This is a genomic window from Acidobacteriota bacterium, from assembly GCA_018268895.1.
Taxonomy (GTDB): domain Bacteria; phylum Acidobacteriota; class Terriglobia; order Terriglobales; family Acidobacteriaceae; genus Edaphobacter.
In genome coordinates this window covers 1,169,160-1,190,533 of the sequence record JAFDVP010000001.1, presented here as the reverse complement: position 1 = coordinate 1,190,533, position 21,374 = coordinate 1,169,160, and the positions used below count along the sequence as shown (strand labels likewise).

The following is a 21,374-nucleotide window of genomic DNA, read 5'->3' as shown; positions in this document are numbered from 1 at the left end:
TTCGGGGAAGAGACCTGTGTATGACTAACTCACTCGCTACATCAGTCAAAACGCTCTTGAGTGGCGAGTTGCGCGACTGCGACGAATCGCCAGAGAGTGAGGTGCTCTGTCTCCACGAAGAATATCGTCCACGGTTGCTGCGATATGTCGCGTCACTTGGTCTGAAGCCCCCGGACGCGGAAGACGTTATTCAGGAGACCTTTCTTGCGCTATTCCGGCACCTGAAAGCAGGGAAACCGCGCAGCAATCTGGCGGGTTGGGTATTCCGTGTGGCACATCGTCTGGCACTCAAGCGCAGGACTTTGTATGCCTTGTCGGGACGAACAGAGGGCTGGAAGGAGCAGGGGATTCCTGTTGCCGTCTTCAGCCCCGAGGATGAAGTGCTGTTCAGCGAGCAGCAGCGCAGGCTGCAGAATATATTTCTTACGTTGCCTGAGATGGATCGGCTCTGTCTGCAGTTGAGATCAGAGGGGTTGAAGTATAGAGATATATCGAGTGTGTTGAACGTCTCTCTTGGGTTTGTGCACAAATCGCTATCGCGATCCTTTGGCAAGTTGATTGAGATTTAGCGGAGGTCATCATGCAGAAAAGTGAACAGCATGTCGTCCTACTTGAAGCCATTCGCTATATCGATGGAGAATTGCCTCCTGCCGAGATGACCCGAATTGAGCTGCACATTCACCAGTGTTCAGATTGCCGCCACAGGATGTCCGGGATCGATCGGAGTGCCGTGCAGCTAAGGGACCTCTTCGCACGGTCAAAACAGACAGATGGCAATGCAGCGGTACGTGAGCAATTGATGGTGAAGTTGCTTGAGGCAGAACAAGAACGTCATACAAGTCCAATTGGGTGGTTGATCGTCCGGAGACGTATTCCGCAGATGGCAGCCGCGGTCATTGTCATTGCACTGGCCCTCGCAGGGATTGGCAAAACATTTGGATCTGGCAGTTCTCGGCCCACAAGCGCGATGGCCATGCTGCCAGATAGAGGGCTGACGCCTGGCGTTGTCCGGCAGGTTGCGCTACAGGAGTTGTGTATGGCACAGGACGATGACGATCTCGATCCGGCAGTTCCTTCGTCGATCCAAAAGAAGGTCTTCCACGAATACGGAGTCTCCAGCGAGCGGCAAGGGACGGAGTTTCAGGTGGATTACCTGATCAATCCGCAACTGGGCGGAACGAATGACATTCATAATCTCTGGCCGCAGCCCTATCACTCCTCGCAATGGAATGCCGAGGCGAAGGATGCGCTGGAGCGTCACCTGCACAGGATGGTCTGCGATGGCAAAATTGACCTTGCCGAAGCGCAGAGGGACATCTCGACGAACTGGATCGTCGCATATCAAAAGTACTTCCACACGACAAAGCCCGTGTGATCAGTTCTTCAGGACAACAATCCCCCAGGGGCCGGTTCCCGCCTTGATCTTTTTGATCACGGTCGCGTCTGGCAATGCGACAGCAGTGACGTCGTTGGAAGGCCCGTTGGCAGAGTAGAGTGTTTTGCCGTCGGGTGAGAGCGCGAGGCCCCATGGCCTTTGCCCCACCTCAACAGAGTTTAGAATGGCATTCGTTGCCGTGTCGACGATGAAGACCTTGTGGCCACGTCCCGTGCTGACGTAGAGGCGGCTTGCATCGGGTGAGAGCAGCACGAACATCGGCTTGATCAGCCCGGCCTGCCCAATCTGTATTGTCTTGACGATCTTATGCTTCTGAGTGTCCAGCAGCGTAACGGTTCCATCGTTCTCCGCATTGACATAGGCATGCTTGCCATCAGGCATGAAAGCGATGTTTCTTGGGCGATGCCCTACCTTGATCGTCGATACGATCTTTCCAGCAGCAAGATCGAGTACGGCAACTTCGCTGGTCTCTTCCGAAGTTACGTAGACCTGCTTGCCATCTGGCGTTATCTTCACACCTTCCGGTTGCGCTCCAATTTTGAGCGTCTTGACGATCGATCCCGACGCAATATCGATGATGCTGACGGCGGAGATGTCTTCATTCGAGATGTAGAGCTGTTTGCCGTCGAGACTGATGTCGAAGTTCTCGGGATCGGATCCTCCGTTGATGATTTTGACGAGCTTATTCGTCGCTACATCGAAGACACCTATGCCATCGGCGCTTTTGTCCGGTGGCGGCAGGGTGCTCTCGTCGACGTCAGGACCGGCAATGGGAGTTCCGCTGAGCGCAACGTACAACGTCTTCTGGTCGGGACTGGCGTGAATGCCGCGAGGTCGTTTGCCGAGAGGAACTGTTGCCAGGACGTTCCAATTGCCGCTGTCGATGATGGAAAGGTCGCCGGAGACCTCGTTGGTGACGTAGATCTTTGGCGCACCGGACGCGACTGGAACTGCTTCCTTGGCCGCGGGAGTGGTGCTCTGTGATTTGCAGCCGGCGATAACGAGAAGACCTGCCAGCATCCAACGCGAACTCAAGGCAAAGCGCATGATCTATTTTCCTTTGAAGGTGAAGTCTGCGACGGCATGTTGTCCGGGAGCGATTGTAATCTGCTGCTCCTGGGTGCCTAGCTTCTCCTGCCATATGGCAAGCGTATACGTTCCTGGCGGAAGATTTGGAATCTTGAAGGTGCCGTCGTCCTTCGACACGGCGAAGTAGGGGTGATCGAGAACGCCGATATACGCGCGCATCCAGCTATGGATATTGCATTTGACTGGGATCATGATCTCAGGCTTGACGAATTTTCGGGTGAGCACAGGATCTCCCGGCCCCTGACTGTGGTTCCATTCGCGATTGACCTCGGCCATGGGATGGATGTTGTGCGTTACAGGATCGGAGTTGACGATCTTCACCACCTGGTTCGTCTGGACTCCCATCACATGCGGATGGAACCAACAGCCGTTCTGATCGATGACGACAGGTGTCGCCGGAACCTCGAATGTCTTTCCCTCAAGACCGCTCTTGATGTAAATGAAGGCGTTTGCCAGAGAGTGGTTGCGCCCAACAATCAGCGATTCATCGAACGCCTGGCCGTGATGTGCCGAGACGCAGGCAGGATCTTCGCTCATATCGATCTTCTTCGGTGTTGGCTTCGGTCCGATGTAAGATACCTTGCCAGCGATCTCCGCGGCTGTAGCGGGATCAACATGGAAGTACTGCGGAGGTTGGGGCGTGGCTTCTTTCGGGGCACTCTGAGAGAGGTTACGCGAGCAGCCAGAGCACGCAACTATAAAGGAGAGGGAGAGGCAGATTGCAAATTGTGTCTTTTTCATAGAGCGCTTATCTCTTTTCAGGAGGCCCAACGTTGGGAGGGAGTTCGCCGGTCAGTGACTCTAAAAACTCTACAAGGTCAGCTCGGTCCTGGCCGGACAGCTTGATCGTTTTGATGTTCTTATCGAGATGCAGGTTGGAGTTTCCTCCACCGGCATAGAAATCGACGACCTGTTTCAGTGTCTGAAGGCTTCCATCGTGCATATACGGTGCCGTGTTCGCGACATTGCGCAAGGTTGGCGTTTTGAAGGCCCCTCTGTCCGAGTCAATGTGTGTCTCGTTGTAACGGCCCAGGTCTTTCAGATTTCCCTCATCATCAACCCCTACGCCGATGTTGTGGAATTTGCCGTCAGTAAACAGCGCATGCTTGGGATCGATGGTGTGGCAGGCGGAGCAGTTGCCTTTGTTGGGGTCAATAAAGATGGCGAGGCCGCGCTGCTGTGCAGGCGACAGGGACTTGTTGTCGCCGTCGTACTGGTACCGGTCAAAGGCCGAGTTTCCACTCAGCACTGTGCGCTCAAAGCTGGCCAGTGCCTTTTCGACCCTCCCAATCGTTATGTCACTGCTTCCGAAGGCCTCAGCGAACATTGTTCGATAAGCCGGGTCCTTCGCCAGTTTGGATACAGTTACTTTATGCGATTGATTCATCTCAATGGGATCGGCAATGGGGCTGCCAGCCTGTTGTTCGAGGTCGTGGGCACGTCCGTCCCAGAACAACAGCGGAAGATATGCCGCATTGAGGACAGTAGGGACGTTGCGGACCCCGGTCGCTCCCCCGACGCCTTGTGCGACTCTGCGGCCGTCGGTAAAGTCGAGCTTCGGGTTATGGCAGGAGGCGCAGGAGAGGGAATTGTCCTTTGATAAACGTCGCTCGTAGAAGAGCTGGCGCCCGAGTGCTATGGTCTGCAGCGTAGGTGGATTGCCGGCAGGGATGGGCACCGGCGGAAGCCCGAGAGGTGGATGAACGTTGATCGGGCTTCCTGTCGGGGTTTCCGGAATCTTTGCATGGCAACCTGCGAGAGGCAGGGCTGCCGAAGCCAGGAAGGATAGGAATAATTGGAAAGTGAAGGTGTGTCGACGAGCACGCAGCCTTGCGGGGAGGGGAATGCCTGGAATCTTTAAGGTGGCCGCGGGCATGTCAGGTCTTTATGGTACTCAACTACATATGGTGGGTAAAACGGGACGATCGGTGGTCGACCACTCTGTCTGTTTGACGAAACAGATGGATGAATCGCCACAGATCGCTCGCAGGAAATATGTTCTTGACAGAACCGATCTACGGTCGATAATATCCTCGACGAAATGAGACGTCTCATATTTTCAGCCTCAGCACCCCGCATGGCCGACATTTTGCCATGTGCGGTCAACCAAACCTTATCCGGAAGTTCGACCGAAGAATCGACAAGGAAGCGTTCTATGGAGATGAAGCACAGCGCGTTTTCGCGGAGGGCAAAAGGCGCAGGGTGTGCCGTTCTGGCCGGACTTTTTCTGGCAACGGCCTTCCAGGGAAGGCTGTTTGGCCAGAGCTCGGCTGAGTGGACGACGAGCAGCTACAACAAGCTGCGCGACGCGTGGCAGCGCGATGAGTCGAAGATCACTCCGCAGAACGCCGGACAGGTGAAGCTGCTGTGGAAGGTGAAGGTCGATAACAGGACGATGGGCATGCAGTCGTTTCGCGAGCCGCTGATCGTGAACGGCATTCAGACCAAGGGTGGCGTTAAGACGCTCGCGCTGATCGCAGGCAGCAGGGATCAGGTCTTTGCGCTCGATGTCAATTCAGGCGAGTTGGTCTGGGAGAAGAAGCTGACGTGGGCGTCGAACCAGCCGCAGGAGGATGGCGAGGGGCGCGGATTTATCTGCACCAATGCGCTGTCGGCGAATCCTGTGATCACACCCGCGGGACAGGGCGAACGCACGATGTACCTGATTACGCCGGATGGCTACCTGCGCTTTCTCGACCCCTCGACTGGCGATGAGAAACAGGCTCCGGTGCAGATTCTGTCAGGTGTGTATGGCAAGCCGTACGGCCTGAATCTTGTGGACGGCGTGGTCTACACCATCACGGGACAGGGATGTGGTGGTATTGCAAACGCGTTGTATGCCTACAACACCGTGACAAAGAAGGTCACGCAGTCGCAGCCGCCGCAGGGTGGACTATGGGGAACGGCGGGACCGGCGGTCGGAAACGACGGCACGATCTATTTCTCATCCGGCGATCATCCGTACGACCCGGCGAAGGGTCTGCTGGCGACGACGTTCCAGGCGTATACGTTTTCACACGACACGCTGACGTTGAAGGATTACTTCACGCCGTCGAACTGGAAGTGGCTGACGCAACGCGATCTCGATATCAACTCCTCGCAGGTGGTGTTCGAGTACAAAGGACGCGATATCGCCGTGGGGGGGGGCAAGGAAGGGCGCTTCTATCTGATGGACAGCCGCTCGATGGGCGGAGCAAATCACATGACGCCACTCTACAGGTCGGAGCTGATTGCGAACGCAAACGTGAACTTCCAGACTGAAGGGCAATGGGGAAGCTTTGCCGCGTGGAAGGATGCGAAGGGGACGCAGTGGGTGCTGGCCCCCAATGGCGGGCCGACCACATTCAAGTTCCCCATCAACTACGGCGATACGCCGAACGGCGGTGTGCTGGCGTTCAAGGTGGAAGAGAAGAACGGCAAGACGGTGATGACTCCGGTGTGGCAGTCGACAGACATGACCACCGCGGAGCCTCCAGTGGTTGCGAATGGTTTGATTGTCGAACTGGCTGGCGGCGAATTTACGGGCCAGACAAACGATGCCGTGGGTGGGCTGTACAGCGCGCAGGACCGTATCAAGCGATCGGTTCCTGCGAAGCTGTTCATCCTCGATGCGCAGACAGGCAAGGAGCTGTATTCGAGCGGCGACCAGGTGACCTCGTTCCTGCACCAGGCAGGCCCGTCGATTGCGAACGGCAAGATCATCTTTGGTTCGTTCGACGGAACGATTTACTGCTTCGGCATCAAGTAAGCAATTCGAGTGACAGGGATTCGACAGAGTTGGATAAGAGGACTACTTCAGTATGAAAAGATCGTCGAAGGTATCGATCGGCCTGACTGTGGCAGGTACGCTTTTTTCGGTGGCTGTCTCCGGTGCGCAAAATGCAGGGAACTGGACCACCTATCGTAACGATGCGGGCAGGGCTGGCTTCCAGAAGAACGAGAATGCCATTACGAAGGAGTCGCTGGCGAAGGACTTCAAGTTTTTGTGGAAGCTGAAGCTTGGTAACGGGTCAGGAGATTTTCGCTCCTACAGTGAGCCGCTGCTGATCTTCCGGCTCATCAATGCCCAGGGCTTCAAGGATTTCGTGATCTGGTCGGACAGGCAGAACGTCTACGCTGTCGACTCAGAGCTGGGCAAGGTGTTATGGAAGAAACGTTCTGATACTGCTCCATCCGCGTGCGGCGCTTCCAACATGGCGATGACGATGGAGCCACCACTGGTGATCAATTTTGGCGCGCGCCGCGCGCCGGGAACCAGACCGCCAGCTCCGGCGGGACCGCTGGCCGTTGGCGACAGGCGAGTGGGTGTTGCCGCGGGAGGCGGAGGTTTTGGGTTGAAGGGCCTGTACTGGCTGGCTGCCGACGGAATGCTGCACGAGCAGGTCGTTACGACTGGCGCTGACTTTGCGCAGCCGGTGAAGTTTCTACCTGGGCAGGTCGGGACGGGCAAGGGGTTGGGCATCAACGGCAAGGTGATCTACACGACGACATCGGCGGAATGCGGAGGCGCGAAGAACGCGCTCTATATGGTGGACATGACGACGGCAAGTTATCCGGTCTCGGTGTATGACTCGAAGAGTGTGCCGCTGCTGACGACGATGGCTCCGACTCTGAGCGATGACGCTGCGATTGTTGTAACGGGCAAAGGGGCAAGTGATGAAGCCGCCGGTGTCCATGCCAACAGCGTGATCGCTGTGTCGCCGGATGCGAAGGTGAAGGGCTGGTACGATGCAGGCGGCGCTTTGCGCAACGTGACTCCCGTTGCCTTTACGTATAAAGAGAGGAAACTGGTAGCCGCTCCAGGTAAGAACGGGGGGCTTGTACTGCTGGATGCGAAAGCTCCGGGTGGAGCGGATCATCACACAACACTTGCTGAAGCGGCATTAGGCGGCAGCGCGGTTACGGCAGCGCCCGATGCTCTGTCGGTGTGGCAGGATGCAGCGTCGGGAACGGCGTGGGTGTTTGCATCGGTGCATGGGGCCGTAAGCACCTCAGCGAAGTTTGCGACGAAGGATGGCGCAGCGCCACATGGCAGCGTAGCGGCATTCAAGGTAGAAGATGAGGGCGGGAAGCTGTCGCTGTCGCCGCAATGGGTCTCAAAAGACATGGTGAATCCGGCTCCGCCGGTGGTTGCCAATGGGTTCGTGATCGCGCTGGCACAGGGCAACACGCAGGTTCCTGCAAGGCTGTCGGTACTCGATAGCGCGAGCGGTAAGGAACTCTACTCCAGCAGCAAGGAGATTCCGACGTATGCGCAGATGGCCGGTATCTCGGTAGGCGATGGCCATGTGTTTTTTGTCACCCACGACAATACACTCTATTCCTTTGGAATTGGAATAGAACACTAGGCCTCCATGCGGCTCGTGTAGGGGCCGGGCCATCGCAACTGGAACATTTTTGTCGGAGATAAAGGATGTTAAAGCGCACGAGTTTAGAAGAAGCCGTCAATGCGGGTGGGGGAGTTCTGAGACTTGCTCCATGCTGGGTACCACGTTCGTTTATGGTTCCTGGAAGAAGATTGAAGCTGCACCCAGACGACCTGTACGCATTTGGCGGACATCGCGGCGGGATCAACGAGCGCTGGTTCTCCTCGACAACGAAGGCATCCAATGGGCCGGACACGCTTCAGGATGAAGGCCTGAGCTACGTCAAACCGGCGCAGGGGGAAGCTTTCCTCTTGAAAGAGGCCGTTGAGACGGCGGGTGATGTATTGCTTGGCTCCGATGTGATGAATCGCGAGGGCGGCTGGAACCTGCTGTGCAAGTTCTTCGACAACATGGGCCCCATTCCGCACCATATGCACCAGACGGAAGAGTTTGCAAAGCTTGTTGGGCAGAAGGGAAAGCCAGAGGCGTACTACTTTCCTCCACAGTACAACCAGATCCAGAACAACTTTCCGCACACCTACATGGGGCTAGAGCCGGGTACGACAAAGGACGATATCCGTCGCTGCCTTGAGAAGTGGAACCAGGGAGACAACGGCATCCTCGCCTATGCGAGAGCGTATCGTCTGGTTCCTGGTGAGGGCTGGCAGATCGACCCAGGCATTCTGCATGCGCCGGGTTCTCTGGTGACCTATGAGCCCCAGGTAAACAGCGATGTTTTCGCAATGTTCCAGTCCGAGGTCGAAGGCCGCATTGTGGATTGGGGCCTGCTCACAAAGGACGTAAAGCCGGAGTTCAGCAAGGACATCGACTACCTGATCAGTATGCTCGATTGGGATGCCAACGTGAATCCTGAGTTTGCCAAGTCGAACAAGACCTTCCCGCGGCCGGTGTGTGATGAACAGGCGATGAAGGACCGCGGCTACCGTGAGGTCTGGGTCACCTACGGCACAAAGTATTACTCCGCGAAGGAGTTGACGATACTTCCAGGACAGAAGGTCGCCATCAAGGATGCCGCAGCCTATGGCGTGATCGTGACACAAGGCCATGGCCGGATGGGCAAGCTGACGATATCCACGCCTTCGATGATTCGGTTCGGACAGATGACCGAAGACGAGGTGTTTGTCACCGCTGCGATTGCAAAGGAAGGGGTCGTGATCGAGAATACGAGTTCGACCGATCCACTCGTCATGTTGAAGCACTTTGGCCCCGGGAATCCGGACGCAGAACCACTGTTGAAGAAGTGAGGACCCGTGAGCGGCACAGCACTGCATACGAAGCCGGCTATCCATAACGCAATGTGGCCCGGTCTGGTGGGCAAGGGGCCAGACTCGGAGCCGCCGATCGACCTCAAGACGATGCTGGACATGACGGCAGCGGCGGAGGTCGATGGAGCGAAGTTTGACGGCGTCGACCTGTTCGCCTCCCTGCCGCATGTGGATATCGATTCGACGCGAGACGATCTCTCAAGGCTTGCGGATGATATCGCAGGGAGGAACCTCGTCGTCGGTTCGCTTGTCGCGCCGGTCTGGCCTCCGACGGGAGGCGGCTCGGCGATGGGCTCCGATGAAGAGTGTGGAAGATTTCTGACGCAGGTCAGGAAAGCATGTTCCATGGCGAAGACGCTGCGGGAACTCGGCGTGAGGCACTACGGCGTCGTGCGAATCGATTCGGCCACCAGCCCAGCGGAGTGGGCCAAGGACCCGGCAGGAAATACGAAGCGAATTGCCACGACGTTTCGCGAGGCTGGAACGATCGCGGAGAGCTTTGGGGAACGGCTCGCGGCGGAAGGTGAGATCTGCTGGGGAGGCATGCACGGCTGGAAGCATATGGTGGAGCTTCTGGAGCTTGTAGGGATGCCGAAGACGGTTGGCTTTCAGGCTGACATGGCCCACTCGCTGCTCTACACGCTTGGTTACAACTCGCCGGAGAGCCGCCTGTTGCCGGAGAACTTCGACTGGTCGCAACAGGATGTGCTGATGGAGGCTCTGCGTAAGCTGACCGACGCGCTTCGTCCCTGGACGATGGACTTCCACGTCGCGCAGAACGACGGCACCGTGCATGGCACGGGTTCGCACGACAAGACTGGACGCCACTGTCCGGCGGACGATCCAAACGGCAAGATGGACATCGTCAAGGTGGCCGGTCTGTGGATGCGCAGCAGCGATGGCAGTTCTACCAGAGCGTTTCAGCATATCTGTTGGGATGGCTGCATGTTCCCCAATGCGACGATGAACTCGCCGAAGACATGGAATGAAGTGCTCCGGACGTTGATTGCTGTTCGCGATGCGCATGGATGGGAGTAAGGAAAGCATGGCGAAGAAACAACTCAATGTCGGTCTGGTCGGCTATGGCTTCATGGGGAAGACACACTCGAATGCGTTCCTGCAAGCACCGCGCTTCTTCGATCTTCCTTACCGTCCTGTACTGAAGGCTGTTTGCGCGCGAAACGCCGACAGGGTGAAAGGGTTTGCCGAAAACTGGGGGTTTGAGTCGATCGAAACGGATTGGCGCACGCTGATTCAACGCAACGACATCGACTTGATCGATATTGCGAGCCCGAATGATACACATGCGGAGATTGCCGTCGCCGCCGCAAAGGCCGGAAAGATCGTGATGTGTGAGAAGCCTCTGGCGAGGACGGCCTCCGAAGCGAAGGCGATGGTAGACGCAGTCGAATCGTCGAAGAGTCCGAACATGGTCTGGTACAACTATCGCCGCGTTCCAGCTCTAGCTCTTCTGAAAGAGCTTTTGAACGAAGGTCGCTTCGGACGGATATTTCACTATCGCTCGCAGTTTCTACAGGACTGGACGATCTCCCAGGATCTCCCGCAAGGCGGCGAGGGCTTGTGGCGTCTCGATTCTTCCGTGGCCGGCAGCGGTGTTACGGGCGATCTTCTTGCACACAATATCGATATGGCATTGTGGCTGAATGGATCACTCACTGAAGTTGCCGCGATGACGGAGACTTTCATTAAGGAACGCAAGCACAGCCTGAGCGGAAAGATGGAGCCTGTTGGAATTGACGATGCCAGCTCCTTTATCGGCCGCTTTCAAAACGGCTCAATGGCGCTCTTTGAGGCGACGCGATACGCCCGTGGCCACAAAGCACTCTTTACATTGGAGATCAACGGAGAACGCGCATCGGCCAGATGGGACCTGCATGACCTCCATCGCCTGGAATACTTCGACCATCGCGATGAGGGACGCCTGCGCGGCTGGAAGAGCATTCACATTACCGATAGCGACCACCCTTACATGAAGCAGTGGTGGGTACCTGGCTTACAGATTGGTTACGAACATACGTTCATTCATCAAGTGGCCGACTTTCTGAAAGCCCTCGGTGAGGGGCGCGAAGTGGCACCTACCTTCAAGGACGGGTTGGCGGTCGACCATGTCACTGACGCCGTTCTGAAGTCGGCGAAAACGAAGCAGTGGGAAGCGATCGCTTCCTGACGATAAACTCTCACGAGTAACGAGGAGATGGATATGTTCCGACAAGGTTTCTGGCGCGCCGCGGCTGTGATCGCTATTGCATCTGTTGGTATGGTCTCGCCATCGCTTTGCAATGCACAGCGTCCTGCCGCACCTCCTGCCGGTGGTGGCCGTTTCGTCCAGCCGGAACCGATCGATTTCAACGACCATACCGGGTGGACGCAGATCTTCGATGGCAAGACTCTGAACGGCTGGGATGGACCGCCAGAGGTCTGGCATGTCGAAGATGGCGCCATTGTTGGCGTTTCGAGCGACCAGCACCCGTCAGGAACGACCAATATTATCTGGCGCGGCGGCGAGGTGGGCAACTTCAGGCTCAGGCTTGAGATGAAGCTGGAAGGCACAGGAGCCAACGGCGGCATTCAATATCGCAGCACAAGCGTTCTGCCCCAGATACGCCAGATTCCACCTGAACGTCTTGCCCAGATGACCGAAGAGCAGAAGCTGAGATTCAAGCGCAACCAGGACACCTTACAGCAACATGCCAAGTGGAACCTGATGGGGTACCAGGGGGACTTCGACTACAACAACCGCTATTCCGGTCAGCTCTATGAACAGGACAGTCCGCGCGGAATCATTGCATGGCGCGGACAGGTGGTTGCAACCGAGCCCGGACAGAAGCCGAGGCTGCTTGCGACTCTGGGGAGTTCCGATGAGTTGAAGTCTTACATTAAGCCGGGTGAATGGAATCAGTTTGAGATCATAGCCGACGGTCACACTTTCACGCATATTATCAATGGGCACGTCATGGCGGTGCTTGTCGATACGGACCCCAAATTTTATAAAGCCGAGGGTCTGTTAGCATTTGAGATCGAAGGCGGAGGAGATGTAAAGATCTCGCACCGCAATATCTGGCTGAAGAAACTTCCATAAGAGCCGCTACGGTTCAGCACAAAAGGGCGTTAGGCGTATGAGTAAGCAAGGGGCGAAAGAAGCGTTACTTACTCGTGTCGGCAAACTCTCCCAGGTAGGCGGCATTACCAGCCTCGTCAACGCCGAGGGACGAGGCAAGGGAATCGCAACGCTGCGCGTTCGCACTGCGGCTGGCTTGGAGCTCTGGATCGTTCCCGACAAGGGCATGGACATCTATGAGGCCAGCTTTCTCGGCCAGTCTTTGTGCTGGCATTCGCCCACCGGGCTGGTTCATCCATCGTATTACTCAAGCCGCGGGCTGGACTGGCTCGAGACATTTGCTGGCGGCCTGCTGACAACCTGCGGCCTCACGACAGTTGGGTCGCCATCAATTGACGACGGCCGGGAACTGGGACTCCACGGATCTATTTCAAATACCTCCGCTGAGCATGTCAGTTGGGATGAGACCTGGGATAACGATGACTGCCGGTTTGAGATTCGAGGGCGTGCCAGAGAGACCGCCGTTCATGGGGCAAACCTGCTTCTTGAGAGAACCATATCGACCACACTACGCAGCAAAGCTTTCACAATTGAAGACCGCGTTGAAAATCAGGGAGTGAGAGAAAGCCCCCTGATGGTTCTTTATCACTTCAACTTTGGCTACCCTCTTTTGACGGAAAACTCCCGGATATTCGCGTCTCCTTCAAAGGTCAATCCGATCGATGGATTGTCTCAGGAGAGTTTAGACAACTGGATGATGTTTGAAGCGCCGGTACGAAACCAGAAGGAACGAGTGTATTTCCACGAGATGAAACGCAAGACCAATGGTTGGGCTACAGTGGTCCTCGTTCGTGATCGCAATCGTCCCGACTTTGGTATTCGGCTCAGCTACGATGCAACGACGCTTCCGGAATTTGTACAGTGGAAGATGACCGGCGAGAATCATTTCGTGCTTGGTCTGGAGCCCGGGAATTGCAGGACGCTCGGTCGTTCAGCCGAACGCCAAAGAGGAACGCTCCAGACCATCCAACCCGGTGAAGTGCGCAGGTTCCAGATCGCCCTTGAAATTCTTGATAGCGCCCAGGCGGTGCAAGCGGCAATTGAAGATACGATCGTCCCTTAGAATGGCAGCTGATCGATATTGTCCTTGTTGATGAGCAGAGGCTTGCCGAGAACAATCTCGCTACCCTTTACGTCAAGTCTTCCTAGGCGTCCTGCCGTCACTGAGCTAGTTCCGGCAGCGATTCGCTTTGTAGCATCGAGCCACCCGGCATATACGGTCAGATAGCCCAGGTCTCTTGTGTTCCAGAGAACGATCGACCGCACCACTCCGCTGTGAATATATGGCTTACAGATGGAAGGCAGCGAAAGGCCAATAACGTCGACAGATCGTTTCGATTGCTGAACTGCCTCCGCTGCTCCAGGCACAGCCGGCGCTGAGATCGCCATTACGAGACGAATCTCGGGATAAACCTTCAAAATCGTCTGCGTCTGCTGAAATGCCTTGTCGCGATCATCATCGCTCGGAAGTACCGTAACAAGCTTCAGATCCGGATGCTTTTTGGCAACAGATGCTTTGATGAATGCAATCCATTCGTTCTGATTCTCAGCGCTCAAGGCTCCCGTAATGATCGCAAACTGCCCCCCATCGGGAAGTAGCCTTGCAGCTTCGTCGACGAGTGCATCTGCGATTCCTTCGGGAGTTGCCTGATTAAGAAAATAGTCTCGCGCATTTGTCTCTGCGTCGGCATCCCAGGTAAGCACAGCGATGTGATGTTGCCTTGCCTTGCGCAATACGGTTGAGATGCTTCCTTTGTTTTCGACTGCAACAACAATTGCATCCACTCCGCGCGTAATCCAGTTCTCTACAAGCTCGTTTTGCTGCGAAGCATCGAGACTTGTCGGCCCGTCCCATATCAGATCGACGCCAAGTTCCTTCGCCGCCTCTTCCGCCCCCGCGCGTGCGCTGACAAAGTAAGGATCACCCTTGGCTTTGGGCATCACTGCAATGACGGGACGATGGCCACTCCCTGTGAGAGCATTCCGATCGGTATTGTGCGCCCAATGGAATCGAACGCCCACCAGGAGAACGCCAGCAATAAGCACAAAGAGGACAGGCGCCAGACGAACTACTCTTTGTCCAGAAAGCGCTATGCGATCTTTTTGAGTCGCCCCAGACTTATTTTGCAGCAGATCAACTGCAACAACAGCCAAAAGCAGCACGCCTGTAATCACCCCAGTCATCTCCGAAGGCATCCCCATGAGGTGCATACCGTTCTGAAGCACCGTAAGGAAAAAGAGACCGAGCAGCGTGCCAAAGATGCTTCCCCGGCCCCCCATAACCGATGTCCCGCCAAGGACAACTGCGGTGATCGCCTGCAACTCAAACCCTGTACCAAGATCTGATTTAGCCAGCCCAAGGTGTGAGACATAAATGATTGCAGCAAGTCCGGAGGTCGCTCCGCAAAGCAGGTAGACAAGGAAGAGATATTTATCGACAGGTAAACCGGCGTATCTCGCGCCATCCACGTTGAAGCCGATCGCATAGACAGCGCGCCCAATCACGGAACGATGCAGGAGAAGAGCGTAGAGCGCGATGACCGCAAAAAAAACAAAGACCTGTACGGGAACCACGCCGCCAACATAGCCCTGACCAAGAAACAGGAAGGAAGATGGGTAGCCCGTAAAACTTCTTGCTGCGTGCGTCATTCCTTCTGCGATACCGCGGTAGAGTGAGAACGTGCCCAACGTGACAATCAGCGATGGCAGCCTGAATCCAGCAATCATGACAGCATTCAGCGCCCCGCAAGCCACACCGATGAGCAGCCCGATTGCGATCGATACAGGGATGGAGCAATGCAAATCATGCGAGGCAAGGCCGAAGATCACCGAAACGAGGCCGATCGTCGATCCAACAGACAAATCGATGCCACCTGTTATCAGTACGGGCGTTAGCGCGGCTGCTAGAAGTCCTAACTCCACACTGAAGCGTAGTATTTCGAACAGATTCGTTGCGGTAAAGAAAGCTGGAGATGAAACCGCAAATATCAGGCACTCAATAAACAGCCCCGCAAGCAGAGCGCACTGTATTCCAGTGAGCCGGAAGGATGGTGCTCCTTTATGCGATGACGGCATTGTCACCCTGCTTTCGCCGCATCTTGATTGCATCGATAGCAACTGCTATCAGAATGATTCCCCCTTGAATCGCTTTCTCCCAGTAAGCGTCGATACCGAGAAAAGTCAGTGCAGAGCCGATACTATTCAAAAGAAGGACCCCCAGGACGGTCCCAGCGATGCTCGCCGAGCCTCCCGTAATCACAGCCCCTCCCACTGCTACGGCCGCAATGACCTTCAGCTCAAGGCCAATACCTGAGTTGCTTGGTATCTGTTTGAAGCGTGTAGCGTTGAGAGCAGCAGCAAGACCAGTAAGAAGTCCGGTCAGCGCAAATACGCCGAGAACAACTCGGCTGGTGTCGATTCCGGCTATTCGCGCCGCTGCTTCGTTCGAACCAGTAGCAAAAACGGCCCTGCCTAAGCGCAGATGCCGTAGTACAAACGCTGAAAGCACGACTAGGAGTGTCACAACAAACAAGCAAAGAATGTTGTAGCTCGTCGACGACATACCAAACCATTGAAACCGCGGTGGCAGGCCTTCAACCCACGCGCCTTGCGTCATCCAGCGAAGCCCATCGCGCATAGCGACCATCGTCGCAAGCGTAACGACGATGGAGGGAATACGTAATTTCGCTACAAGTACACCATTGAATGCTCCGCACAATGTCCCGGCAATACAAGCAACGATGGCGCTCGGGAGCGTCGCGATACCGCTGGCAGAGCACATTCCCATCGTCACACTGCACAGGGCGAAGACCGATCCTACCGATATATCGATATGACCGGTAAGAATCACCAGCGTCATGCCGACAGCAATAATCATGACCGGCATCGCCGACAGAAACAGGTCCAGGAGATTTCCTCGGGTGAAATAGCCATGAGTGCAGAATGCCAGGACCCCCAACAGCACGACATTAGCCGCAAGTACTCCGAACTCCGTGGTGCGCATCGTCATACAGAGCCACCCGACGTCGAGTCATCGAGCGAGTGCCCAAAGGCCAGGGCCATAATCTTTTCCTGTGCGGTGTCCTTGCGATCCAGTATCTGAACGATGGTCTTTTCATGAAACACTGCAACCCTGTCGCACATCCCAAGTATCTCCGGCAACTCCGACGAGATGAGAATGATCGCAACACCATCCTCGGCCATCTGCGAGATCAGATGATGGATCTCCGCCTTTGCTGCCACATCCACACCCTGCGTCGGCTCATCGAGAATCATCAACTGTGGCTTCGTTGCGAGCCAGCGGGCCAATGCGACCTTTTGCTGGTTCCCGCCCGAGAGATTCATCGCAGGCGTCGATGTGCTCGATGTCTTGACTTGCAGATCGGAGACGTATCGCTTCGCCACTCCTTGTTCCTTGCCTCTGTCGATGAAGCCCCACCGGGAGACTTCTTTGGGACTAGCCATTGTGATATTCGAGGCAATGTCCATCTCCATGATTAGGCCATGCTGACGCCGGTCCTCGGGCAGATAGCCGATGCCCAGATCGATGGCTTGCCGAGGAGAAGTGATGTGGACGGGTTGTCCAGCGATCGATATCGCCGAATCTCCAGGAGTCATGCCGAACAATGTCTTAGCCAGCTCTGTTCGACCAGAGCCGACCAGGCCAGAAAAACCGAGAATCTCTCCGCCGCGAACCGAGAACGAAATATCATGCAGCCCCAGATCGCGGTTGCTGAAATTTGAAACACTTAGAACCGTATTGCGGATGGGCACAGAACGCTTTGGAAAGATCGAAGCCACAGAGCGTCCGACCATCATTGCGATCATCTCATCGCGCTTTACCCCTTTCGTCTCCCGGCAATCAATGGTGCTCCCATCGCGCAGAACAGTCACACGATCGGCGATCTGTTCAATCTCCTCAAGCCTGTGTGAGATGTAAACCATTCCCACGCCTTGCTCACGCAACTGATGGACGATTCTGAAGAGATTGGCAACCTCGCGATCGCTTAATAAGGCTGTAGGTTCATCGAGAAACAGTATCTTCGCTTCTGATCCAATGGCCTTTGCTATCTCAACAATTTGCTGCTCAGCCATGCTTAGCGACCCGGCGGACCGCCGGAGGTCGATCTGAGCGCCCAGTCGATCGGTCAGTTCCTTTGCCCGCGAAAATCTGGTCTTCCAATCGATCCGCCATGAAGACGCGCTGTTTTCTAAAGCCAGCGCGATATTCTCAGCAACGCTTAGGTGGGGGAAGAGAGACGGCTGCTGATAGATCGCCGACACCCCCAGGGAACGCGCTAGATTTGGATTGTTATTGTGGACCGTTTTTCCGCATATCTCGATGGACCCTGAATCGGCGGCGATTGCTCCGGTAACGATCTTGGTAAACGTAGATTTTCCCGCGCCGTTCTCTCCAATCAAAGCGTGCACTTCACCTGGAAGTAGTTCGAAGGAGATATCGTGTAAAGCGCGCACGCCCGAAAAATTCTTGGAGATCCCGCGCGCGCGCAGTAAACACTGGCGCTGAAGCGGCGTCTGAATATCTTCGAATGGCTCGGGCATCACGCTCACAATATGAGACGTCTCACACTAAGAAAGTTCATCTACGCCTGTCAACGCCGCGTTTGCGGTTGGCAGGCGCTTTAGCAGGTTGTGCCTTCGCCGCAGTCACGGCAATCGGTGTACTCGACGATTCCCGGACGGTCACCGTTGCCGGAAGCCGCACTTTCTGCCTGGGGTACAACTCGCCGTTTTCAATTCTGTCCAGCAGCACCTCCACTGCGCGATAGCCCATATCGAAGGTGGGTTGAACGACGGAGGTAATCCCGGGACGAAAAAAATCCTCCGCCGTAATCTCGTCGAAGGTTGTAAATGAAAAGTCTTTTGGCGTACTCAATCCAACGGAGTACAGGCTTCTCAGCGCAGCCAACCCCGTAACCCCGTTGGTGGCAAATAATGCCGACGGCATATTCGCCGCCCTCAACATGCCGTTCTGGCACAGTCGAGCAACCTCGTCCTGCTCAAAACTGCCGCTCCAGATAAGCGACTTCTGAGCGGGAATGCTGGCCTTCTGCAGCGCTTGACGGTAGCCGCGCAGCCGTTCCTGCTCATTGCGCAGTGTAAGCGGTCCCGTCACAACGGCAATCTGCGTATGCCCCATGCTGATCAAATGTGAGATGGCCATCTCCGCCGCTCCAGAGTCGTCCACACATACAGAGTCGACGTTCAGGTCTGCGGGCAAACGGTCCAGACACACCGCAGGGAAGCTCGACGTAAACATCTCCCATCGTTCTGGCGTAAGTTCCTCGCCGCTCGCTGTAACCAGCAACATCCCTTCAACGCGTTGAGCGCGTAGCAGGGCAATCATGTCCGACTCTCGGTCCGGGCTCCCTTCAGAGTCGAGCACAATCAAAAAGTATCCGCGTTCACGCGCAGCGCACTCTGCGCCGCGAATGATCTTGGGAAAGAAGGGAATCGTGATATCAGGGACAACGATTCCGAGTGTGCGCGTCCGGTTGGTTCTCAAACTGCGCGCGATCAGATTTGGTTGATAATTCAACGCCTTGATCGCCTCGAGTACCTTTTGCCTCGAGCGCTCGCTGACCTTGGTTGAGCCGCTGATAACGTTGGAAACAGTCCCCGAGGATACCCCCGCCAGTTTGGCGAGCTCTTTTTGCGTAGGCGGCATAGTCAGAATCCTACATGATGAAATATCGTCTTCAGTCCAATCCACACAGGTTTGCGTTGTCGTCTTGACACTGATTGCCGTAAACAATAACATCCATCATAAATGAGACGTCTCAATATACGCGATCCTGGATAATATGGATCAGAGATCCATCCCTACTCGCCACACCAACTGAAGGCTAAAATAGGGGGGCGTGGAACTGAACCAGAGACGGCGCAGACAGCGACAAGACCGGGGGCCATTTCCAGATGAACATGAAGCATCTTTCGACCCATAAGTACACACTTGCAGCGGCAGCCGCAATCCTCACCCTGGGTGTGGGACTCGTGATTACCTCTTCTGTGGTGCTTGCGTCGCCGGCACAAAGCCAACAGGCTGCTCCTGCGCAATCGCAGGCACCGGCTGCGCCGCAAAAGCCGGCTGGTCCCCTGTCTCGGCTACCCGATGAGAAGGGAAAGGACACATTGATCCGCGTCTGCGGAAAGTGTCATTCGCCTGCGATCGTCATCGCTAATGGACAGAACCGCGAAGGCTGGGAGGCGACCATTACCAAGATGGCTGGGCTCGGGGCCTCCGCAAGTGACGAGGAGTTCACCGACATACTCGACTTCCTGGTTAAAAACTGCCCTCCAATGGCAGCCAAGGTCAACATCAACAAGGCAACATCTGCTGAAATCGAAGGCCAGCTCGGCTTCACCACCAAGCAGGCGGAGGACATCGTTGCGTACCGCCAAAAGAACGGTGACTTCAAAACCCTTGACGACCTGAAGAAGGTTCCCGCGATGAACCCCACTGATGTTGAAACAAGAAAAAACAATATAACATTCTAGATCCATGGCAGACCGTCGAGGCCCTACCTTTATGCCTCCATGGAGGCACGTTTTCATCATGCTAGAGTTCAATACATGAAACGAAGCGAGATGCTCGCAGGCGCTGGCGTTGCAATATGGTTATTGGCTGTCCTGCTGACGACACGCTACTACATGCTGGATGACGCTCTTATCCATCTGCGATATGCGTCGCATCTACAGTCATCTCATCAAATTACTTACAACGGCGGACAGCAGGACTATGGGACATCCAGCGTCTTGTACGTATGTCTGCTCGCAGGTCTGCGGTGGTTGACAAGCAGTCCACTGCTACCGAAGCTCGTCTCTGTCGCATTTTATTTACTTCTTGTTGTAGGGGTTGCCTATAAGACGCTGCGGTCGAGCCAGAATAAATGGGGCAGGACTCTGGGCGTATCTTTACTCGTGGTGCTTCTGAGTCCCATGGCGGTCCGATGGCTGACCGATGGAATGGAGACAGGGTTTGTTCTATTCCTGGTTGGCCTGCTTGCCATCTTCGGACCTTCTCTCATTCACCAGACGCAGGTCACCTTCCGAACGATGTTTCTTCTGGCGTTGTATGGATTCCTATTGGTCCTGGCGCGAGTAGAGCTTTGCTTGCTTGTTGCCATGGGAGCGATCATCGTTGCAGGTCCCGATCTCCTTCGTTCATGTCCGGAGAGAAAGATCGCCTTGGCCCGCGCCTGTTCTTTGATTGCGGGTGCAGGTCTTGCGGTGATTGGAATCACTCTTTACTTTCACCATTTGCTGCCTGATACAGCTGTCGCCAAAATAGCATCGGGAAAGAGCCTCGAAACGCTTTCGACGGTCTTTCGCATGACAGCCAGTTCTTTTGCGTTTGGCGTTGGCCTGACGGCGATATATTTGACCTCGGCCGTCATAGCGCTGAAATATATCCGCGCGAGTGAGCAGGCTCGCGAAAAAACAATCGTATGGATTGCAGCTAATGCCAGTTATCCAATCCTTGTGTCGTTGGCATGCCTGCGCGGTCAATATATTCAGGGTATCCGGTATCTGATCTGGCCTCTTGGGTTCAGCGTTCTATGGAACATCGTCACAATACAAGCCAATAGTACGGGTGACTTCCCGGTATATACCCCCTATCTGCGCAAATGGCAGGTGGCATTTCTGGGAATGCTCGTATGCCTGCTTCCGTTCGATACCTTCTTTGGCTTCCATTCAATGATGGGACGCTCGGCGGCATTTCTTAAAATGCGCCAGGAAGATCTTTCACGCTTCAGCAACAGCACTATCATCGCAGGCGACGTCGGGTTTATCGGCTACTTCACCCAGGGAACGATCTGCGATACGGAAGGGCTGGTTAACGGCCGCAACGTTGCTGAGTTGTCGATACTCCAGCGCTACGAGCGCTGCGCCGCCTCAAAGCCGGCAGTGCTCTTCGTGACCGATGCGCAAAGGGAAGAGTTGAGCCGCTACATGGATTTCAGCCGATGGAGCACATGTTTCAAGGTGAACTATCAAAACGTCGACCATGACGATACCCATAGCTTTATGCTCCCTGGCAACTGCGAACGACTGCCGGAGCAAGGTCAATAGCAGAA

At 55.4% G+C, this 21,374-nt stretch carries 18 protein-coding genes; 11 read left to right on the top strand and 7 right to left on the bottom strand.

What is annotated here, in order from left to right; all coding sequences use genetic code 11:
- Positions 1 to 68: 68 nt before the first annotated feature.
- Positions 69 to 569 carry a sigma-70 family RNA polymerase sigma factor gene (locus tag JSS95_05145; GenBank protein ID MBS1799194.1) on the top strand — a complete coding sequence of 167 codons (501 nt, stop codon included), beginning with the start codon at positions 69 to 71 and terminating at the stop codon, positions 567 to 569.
- Between the two features lie 11 nt (positions 570 to 580).
- Positions 581 to 1,375, top strand: coding sequence for a zf-HC2 domain-containing protein (locus tag JSS95_05140; protein ID MBS1799193.1), 795 nt, complete (start codon positions 581 to 583; stop codon positions 1,373 to 1,375).
- On the opposite strand, the gene JSS95_05135 is transcribed toward JSS95_05140, so the two are convergent.
- From JSS95_05135 to JSS95_05125, 3 genes are read right to left on the bottom strand one after another with little or no spacing between them, the layout of a single operon-like run.
- Positions 1,376 to 2,443 (bottom strand): beta-propeller fold lactonase family protein, encoded by a 1,068-nt coding sequence (locus JSS95_05135; protein MBS1799192.1) that lies wholly within the window; start codon positions 2,441 to 2,443, stop codon positions 1,376 to 1,378. It lies immediately after the preceding gene.
- A 3-nt stretch (positions 2,444 to 2,446) separates the two neighbouring features.
- Positions 2,447 to 3,226 (bottom strand): carboxypeptidase regulatory-like domain-containing protein, encoded by a 780-nt coding sequence (locus JSS95_05130; GenBank protein ID MBS1799191.1) that lies wholly within the window; start codon positions 3,224 to 3,226, stop codon positions 2,447 to 2,449.
- A gap of 7 nt (positions 3,227 to 3,233) precedes the next feature.
- Complete coding sequence (locus tag JSS95_05125; GenBank protein ID MBS1799190.1) at positions 3,234 to 4,361, bottom strand: c-type cytochrome; 1,128 nt, start codon at positions 4,359 to 4,361, stop codon at positions 3,234 to 3,236.
- A 279-nt stretch (positions 4,362 to 4,640) separates the two neighbouring features.
- Between JSS95_05125 and JSS95_05120 the strand changes: the two genes are divergently transcribed.
- The 7 genes from JSS95_05120 (at position 4,641) to JSS95_05090 (ending at position 13,339) form a co-directional block, all read left to right on the top strand.
- Positions 4,641 to 6,233 (top strand): PQQ-binding-like beta-propeller repeat protein, encoded by a 1,593-nt coding sequence (locus tag JSS95_05120; protein MBS1799189.1) that lies wholly within the window; start codon positions 4,641 to 4,643, stop codon positions 6,231 to 6,233.
- Between the two features lie 52 nt (positions 6,234 to 6,285).
- Positions 6,286 to 7,833 carry a hypothetical protein gene (locus tag JSS95_05115; GenBank protein ID MBS1799188.1) on the top strand — a complete coding sequence of 516 codons (1,548 nt, stop codon included), beginning with the start codon at positions 6,286 to 6,288 and terminating at the stop codon, positions 7,831 to 7,833.
- 65 nt (positions 7,834 to 7,898) lie between these two features.
- Entirely contained in the window at positions 7,899 to 9,116 is a 1,218-nt protein-coding gene (locus JSS95_05110; GenBank protein ID MBS1799187.1) for a hypothetical protein, read from the top strand.
- A gap of 51 nt (positions 9,117 to 9,167) precedes the next feature.
- Positions 9,168 to 10,175 carry a TIM barrel protein gene (locus tag JSS95_05105; GenBank protein ID MBS1799186.1) on the top strand — a complete coding sequence of 336 codons (1,008 nt, stop codon included), beginning with the start codon at positions 9,168 to 9,170 and terminating at the stop codon, positions 10,173 to 10,175.
- A 7-nt stretch (positions 10,176 to 10,182) separates the two neighbouring features.
- Positions 10,183 to 11,325: a Gfo/Idh/MocA family oxidoreductase gene (locus tag JSS95_05100; protein MBS1799185.1), complete on the top strand. Its 1,143-nt coding sequence runs from the start codon at positions 10,183 to 10,185 to the stop codon at positions 11,323 to 11,325.
- A 33-nt stretch (positions 11,326 to 11,358) separates the two neighbouring features.
- Complete coding sequence (locus JSS95_05095; protein MBS1799184.1) at positions 11,359 to 12,237, top strand: DUF1080 domain-containing protein; 879 nt, start codon at positions 11,359 to 11,361, stop codon at positions 12,235 to 12,237.
- A gap of 37 nt (positions 12,238 to 12,274) precedes the next feature.
- Positions 12,275 to 13,339: an aldose 1-epimerase family protein gene (locus JSS95_05090; protein ID MBS1799183.1), complete on the top strand. Its 1,065-nt coding sequence runs from the start codon at positions 12,275 to 12,277 to the stop codon at positions 13,337 to 13,339.
- Here the strand turns inward: JSS95_05090 and JSS95_05085 are convergent.
- The 4 genes from JSS95_05085 to JSS95_05070 are packed head-to-tail and all read right to left on the bottom strand — an operon-like array spanning position 13,336 to position 18,964.
- On the bottom strand, positions 13,336 to 15,351 hold the full coding sequence (locus tag JSS95_05085) for a substrate-binding domain-containing protein (protein ID MBS1799182.1): 2,016 nt from the start codon (positions 15,349 to 15,351) through the stop codon (positions 13,336 to 13,338). The genes JSS95_05090 and JSS95_05085 overlap by 4 nt on opposite strands.
- Positions 15,335 to 16,285, bottom strand: coding sequence for an ABC transporter permease (locus JSS95_05080; protein ID MBS1799181.1), 951 nt, complete (start codon positions 16,283 to 16,285; stop codon positions 15,335 to 15,337). The genes JSS95_05085 and JSS95_05080 overlap by 17 nt, the downstream gene beginning before the upstream one ends.
- A complete protein-coding gene (locus JSS95_05075) occupies positions 16,282 to 17,838 on the bottom strand; it encodes a sugar ABC transporter ATP-binding protein (protein MBS1799180.1) in 1,557 nt (518 codons plus the stop codon). Before JSS95_05075 ends, JSS95_05080 begins: the two co-directional genes overlap by 4 nt.
- Before the next feature lie 37 nt (positions 17,839 to 17,875).
- Positions 17,876 to 18,964, bottom strand: a complete 1,089-nt coding sequence (locus tag JSS95_05070; GenBank protein MBS1799179.1) for a LacI family DNA-binding transcriptional regulator — start codon at positions 18,962 to 18,964, stop codon at positions 17,876 to 17,878.
- A gap of 254 nt (positions 18,965 to 19,218) precedes the next feature.
- Here JSS95_05070 and JSS95_05065 point away from each other — a divergent pair, with 254 nt between their 5' ends.
- Positions 19,219 to 19,794: a helix-hairpin-helix domain-containing protein gene (locus tag JSS95_05065; GenBank protein ID MBS1799178.1), complete on the top strand. Its 576-nt coding sequence runs from the start codon at positions 19,219 to 19,221 to the stop codon at positions 19,792 to 19,794.
- 75 nt (positions 19,795 to 19,869) lie between these two features.
- Complete coding sequence (locus JSS95_05060) at positions 19,870 to 21,369, top strand: hypothetical protein (GenBank protein MBS1799177.1); 1,500 nt, start codon at positions 19,870 to 19,872, stop codon at positions 21,367 to 21,369.
- Positions 21,370 to 21,374 lie beyond the last annotated feature (5 nt).